We start from the raw sequence: 4,454 nt of genomic DNA, 5'->3' as shown, positions 1-4,454 counted from the left end.
GGCGCTCGCCTATGTCGCCGCGCCGGAATTCTGGACCTGGCGGGAGCACGGCTTCCGCACCCGCCCCTTCGAGATGGTGACGCACACGCCGCAGGGCATTCCCGGCGATCCGATCAATGCCGGCCTTGTCGGCACCGAGAAGGAAGTCGTCCACGCCTTCGCGGTCGCCGGCTGGGATACCGCCGATGCCGTGACGCTCAGGACCGCGATCGACATCGGCGAAAGCGTTTTGTTTTCCCGCCCTTACCCCGACGCGCCGATGAGCCGCCTGTTGTTCGAGGGCCGCGCCCAGGATCTTGCCTTCGAAAAGCCGGTCGGCGGCAGCGCCGACCGGCGCCATCACGTCCGCTTCTGGCAGACCGACACGGTCGGCGACGACGGCCGCCCGCTCTGGCTGGGCGCCGCGAGCTTCGATCGCGGCGTCGGCCTCAGCCACGACACCGGCGCCATCACCCATCACATCGGGCCCGACATCGACGCCGAGCGCGATTTCCTCATCGGCGACCTGGATGCCGCCGGTCTGCTGGCCTCGACCAGCAAGATACCGGGGATCGGCGCCACCAGGACCGGACGCAATGGCGGCGGCGATCTCTATTTCACCGACGGCATGGCCGTGATCGGCGTGTTGAAGACGCTGCAGTGACCTTGGCCCGGCGCCCTCAGCTCGTGGTGATCACGATCTTGCCGAACGCCCCCTTTTCCAGATGCTGGAGCGCCTGCGGCACCTCGTCGAAGCCGTAGACCTTGTCGATGACCGGCTTGATGCCGAGCGCCTCGATCGCCTGGTTCATGCGCTCGAAGGCGCGGCGGTGGCCTACGGACAGGCCTTGCACGGTGATGCGGTTGCGCATGAAGGGCAGGATCGGAAAGCTGATCTCCATCGCGCCGAGCAGGCCGATGATCGACAGCCGGCCATCGGCGGCAAGGGCGTTGAGCGACCGGCGCGCATTGTCGCCGCCGACCATTTCCAGCACATGGTTCACGCCAAGCCCGTCGGTCATGGCGCGAGCGGCCTCGTCCCATGCCGGCTGGGCGCGGTAGTTGATCGTCCGCCACGCGCCGAGGTCCCTGGCGCGCTTCAGCTTCTCGTCGCTGCTCGACGTGACGATGGCGCGCAGGCCGAAGGCGGCGGCGAATTGCAGCGCAAACAGCGACACGCCGCCGGTGCCCTGGATAAGGATGGTCTGGCCCGGCACCGGCCCTGTCGCCTCGGCCATCGCAAACCAGGCGGTCAGCGCCGCGATCGGCAGCGTCGCGGCCTCGACATCGCTCAGCGAAGCCGGCGCCGGCACAGCCGCGTCCTCGCCGAAGACGACATGCTGGGACAGCATGCCTGAAAGCGAGGAGCCCAGCGTGTGCTGGTGGAGCACCGCAGGGGCATCACCGTCCGGCCAGTCGGCGATCCCCTGCCCCAGCACCCGCTGCCCGACTTTGAACCGGCTCACCGCGCCGCCGACCGCCACGACCTCGCCAACGGCGTCCGAAGTGGGGACGAATGGGAAGGACAGGTCGGGGATGAGCACACCGTCCACGATCATCTTGTCCTTGTAATTCAGCGAGACGGCCTTCGTCCGCACCAGAAGCTCGTGCGGGCCTGGATCGGGAATCTCGCCTTTCACCGGCTGCAGGTTCGAAAGGCCGAAGCCGCTCATCTGCCAGGATCTGTTGCTGTCGGTGCCCATGCGTCGCGCTCCTTGTTTGATGGTGCGCGAAAGATTTATGCGATCCGACTATGGAAAATAATGCCGCAATGCGGGATATTTGGCAACACATTGAAGAGTTGAAATCTACAATAGGAAATCGATATGGACCCGGCTGATCTCCAGGGCGTCGTCGCATTCGTCAATGCCGTCGAAGCCGGCAGCTTCACCGGCGCCGGCGAGCGGCTGCATGTGACGAAGTCGGCCATCGGCAAGTCGGTCGCGCAACTGGAACAGCGGCTGGGCGTGCGGCTGCTGAACCGCACCACGCGCAGCCTCAGCCCGACCAGCGAAGGCATGAGCTACTACGAATCCTGCGCGCGGGCGCTTGCCGAGATCGAGGCCGGGCAAGCTTTGCTCGCCTCGCGCCGGCAGGTTCCGTCGGGCAAGCTTCGGATCGATGTGCCGCTCGCCTTCGGTCGCCGGTGTGTCGCGCCGGTGCTATTCGACATATCCAGACGATTTCCGGACCTGGCGATCGAGATCTCCTTCAACGACCGGCGCGTCGACCTGATCGAGGAAGGCATCGACCTTGCCGTGCGCATGGGCGAGCTCGACGATTCTTCGTCGCTTGCGGCGCGCCGCATCTATGCCCAGCGCTCGGCGATCTGCGCCGCCCCCGCTTATCTCGAAAAGCACGGCCGCCCGCAATCGGTCGACGACCTCGCCCGGCACAGCGTCATCGGTTACGGGCGCGAAGGCGTCGTCCGGCCCTGGGCCATACGCGACGGCGCCGGTCACCTCACCACTTTCGTGCCCAAGGCGCGGCTTGTGCTCGGCCACGGCGAGCCGATGCTGGACGCCGCGCTCGCCGGCTGCGGCATCGCCTTCCTGCCGACCTGGCTTGCCGGCCAGAGCCTGAGGCGCGGCGCGCTCGAAATGGTGCTCTCGGATCATCTGGTGGAGCACATCGTCGTCCATGCCGTGTGGCCCCTCACGCGTGCGCTGACGCCGAAGGTCCGCGTGGTCATCGATGCGCTTGTCGGGCATTTTTCGGCGCCGCTTTGGGATGCCGCCTGAACAATGCGCCTGTCATCTTGCAAAAAAGCCTGCAGGCTATTTTCGAATGCACTGCAGCAATGCTATTGACCGCCCATGCTTTACGTTGAAATCGCCGTCGTTGCCGTCCTCATCTTGGTGAACGGCCTTTTGTCGATGTCGGAACTTGCCATCGTGTCGTCGCGGCCCGCCCGCCTCAAGGCGATGATCGACCGCAACGTCAAGGGCGCCGGCCGCGCGCTGGCGCTGGGCTCGAACCCCGGCAAGTTCCTGTCGTCGGTGCAGATCGGCATCACGCTCGTCGGCGTTCTCTCGGGCGCCTTCTCGGGCGCGACGCTCGGCGAAAGGCTGGCGCAATATCTGGCCTCGACCGGCATCCGCGAAAACATCGCCGACCCCGTCGGCGTCGGCATCGTCGTCGCCTTGATCACCTATGCCTCGCTGATCGTCGGCGAGTTGGTGCCGAAGCAGATAGCGCTGCGCGATCCGGAGCGCGTCGCCGCCCGCGCCGCGCCCGCAATGACGATCCTTGCCACCATCTCGGCGCCTCTCGTCTTCCTGCTCGACATTTCCGGCCGCGCCATTCTCTGGCTGCTTGGCCAGAGCGGCGAGGCGGAAGAGAAGGTCACCGACGAGGAGATCAAGATGCTGGTCGCCGAGGCCGAGCATCACGGCACCATCGAATCCGACGAGCGCCGCATGATCGCCGGCGTCATGCGCCTCGGCGACCGCGCCGTGCGCGCCGTGATGACGCCGCGCACCGAAGTTGACTGGCTCAACCTGCAATCCGACGAAGCCGCGGTTCGAAAGCTTTTGATGGACACCCAGCACTCGCGGCTGCCCGTCGCCGACGGCAATGTCGACGCGATGGTCGGCGTCATCCAGACGCGCGACGTGCTGGCCGCCCTTCTCGCCGGCAGGGTGCTGGATCCGCGCCAGCATGTGCGCGCCGCCCCTATCGTGCATGACCAGGCCGACGCGCTCGACGTCCTGCAGAAGCTGCGCGAGTCCGATGTGCCGATGGCGCTGGTCCATGACGAATACGGCCATTTCGAAGGCATCGTCACGCCGGCCGACATCCTCGAAGCCATCACCGGCGTGTTCCGCTCCGATCTCGAGGCCGGCGAGGAGGAGAACGCCGTCAAGCGCGACGACGGCTCCTGGCTGCTTGCCGGCTACATGCAGGCCGACGAAATGGCCGAGGTGCTGGGCATCGACCTGCCGGAAAACCGCGACTACGAGACCGTCGCGGGCTATGTGCTGTCGCATCTCCACCATCTGCCGACCACCGGCGAGTGCGTCGATGCGCAAGGCTGGCGCTTCGAGGTGGTCGACCTCGACGGCCGCCGTATCGACAAGCTGATCGCCACCCGCCTGCCCGACGGGCATAGGCCGGTCGTACGCTGAGCGGAACCTTGACCGCCTGCTTGCAGTTTCAGGGCATGGGGAAAAATCCATGGCCGAAGACAAGCAGGAACGCGACGCGCGACTGAAGGCGGAGAAGGAATTCCGGGTGCGGTTTCTCATGAAGGAAACCGGGATCACCGAGGCCCAGGCCCGCGACCTTGTCGACATGATCGGCATCGACGCCAGTTCGCTTCTGCGGGAGGCGCGGCTGCTGAAGAAGAAGTAGTTCACCCTACGCGAATTGACTCGTAACGGTCACATTTCGAGCGTAACCTTCATTTGTCGTCCGTACCGAACAGAGGCAAGCGGACGCTTGGAAGCGGCTATCATGCTTTCGCCCCTGTCAAG

The 4,454-nt window shown here is 65.8% G+C and carries 5 protein-coding genes; 4 read left to right on the top strand and 1 reads right to left on the bottom strand.

The features are described 5' to 3' along the window. The coding region (locus EOD07_RS24080) for an LssY C-terminal domain-containing protein (protein WP_127237221.1) at positions 1-643 on the top strand (643 nt) is incomplete at its 5' end. 16 nt (positions 644-659) lie between these two features. Here EOD07_RS24080 and EOD07_RS24075 read toward each other — a convergent pair. Then, on the bottom strand, positions 660-1,682 hold the full coding sequence (locus EOD07_RS24075; protein WP_127237220.1) for an NAD(P)-dependent alcohol dehydrogenase: 1,023 nt from the start codon (positions 1,680-1,682) through the stop codon (positions 660-662). Between the two features lie 123 nt (positions 1,683-1,805). On the opposite strand from EOD07_RS24075, the gene EOD07_RS24070 reads away from it, so the two are divergent. The 3 genes from EOD07_RS24070 (at position 1,806) to EOD07_RS37770 (ending at position 4,332) form a co-directional block, all read left to right on the top strand. Beyond that, the gene (locus EOD07_RS24070; RefSeq protein ID WP_127237219.1) at positions 1,806-2,720 is read left to right on the top strand and encodes a LysR family transcriptional regulator; all 915 of its coding nucleotides are present in this window, start codon (positions 1,806-1,808) and stop codon (positions 2,718-2,720) included. A 75-nt stretch (positions 2,721-2,795) separates the two neighbouring features. Further along, complete coding sequence (locus tag EOD07_RS24065) at positions 2,796-4,106, top strand: hemolysin family protein (protein WP_127237218.1); 1,311 nt, start codon at positions 2,796-2,798, stop codon at positions 4,104-4,106. Positions 4,107-4,155: 49 nt separating this feature from the next. Next, on the top strand, positions 4,156-4,332 hold the full coding sequence (locus EOD07_RS37770) for a hypothetical protein (RefSeq protein ID WP_164772473.1): 177 nt from the start codon (positions 4,156-4,158) through the stop codon (positions 4,330-4,332). The last annotated feature ends 122 nt before the right edge of the window (positions 4,333-4,454 follow it).

Source organism: Mesorhizobium sp. M2C.T.Ca.TU.002.02.1.1, from assembly GCF_003997225.1.
This window is presented reverse-complemented; position numbering and strand designations above follow the sequence as displayed.

What these genes read in the sequence shown, in the direction of transcription:
- EOD07_RS37770 (WP_164772473.1), top strand. Translation starts at nt 4,156, where the DNA reads ATGGCCGAAGACAAGCAGGAACGCGACGCGCGACTGAAGGCGGAGAAG.
- EOD07_RS24065 (WP_127237218.1), top strand. Translation starts at nt 2,796, where the DNA reads ATGCTTTACGTTGAAATCGCCGTCGTTGCCGTCCTCATCTTGGTGAAC.
- EOD07_RS24075 (WP_127237220.1), bottom strand. Translation starts at nt 1,682, where the DNA reads ATGGGCACCGACAGCAACAGATCCTGGCAGATGAGCGGCTTCGGCCTT.
- EOD07_RS24070 (WP_127237219.1), top strand. Translation starts at nt 1,806, where the DNA reads ATGGACCCGGCTGATCTCCAGGGCGTCGTCGCATTCGTCAATGCCGTC.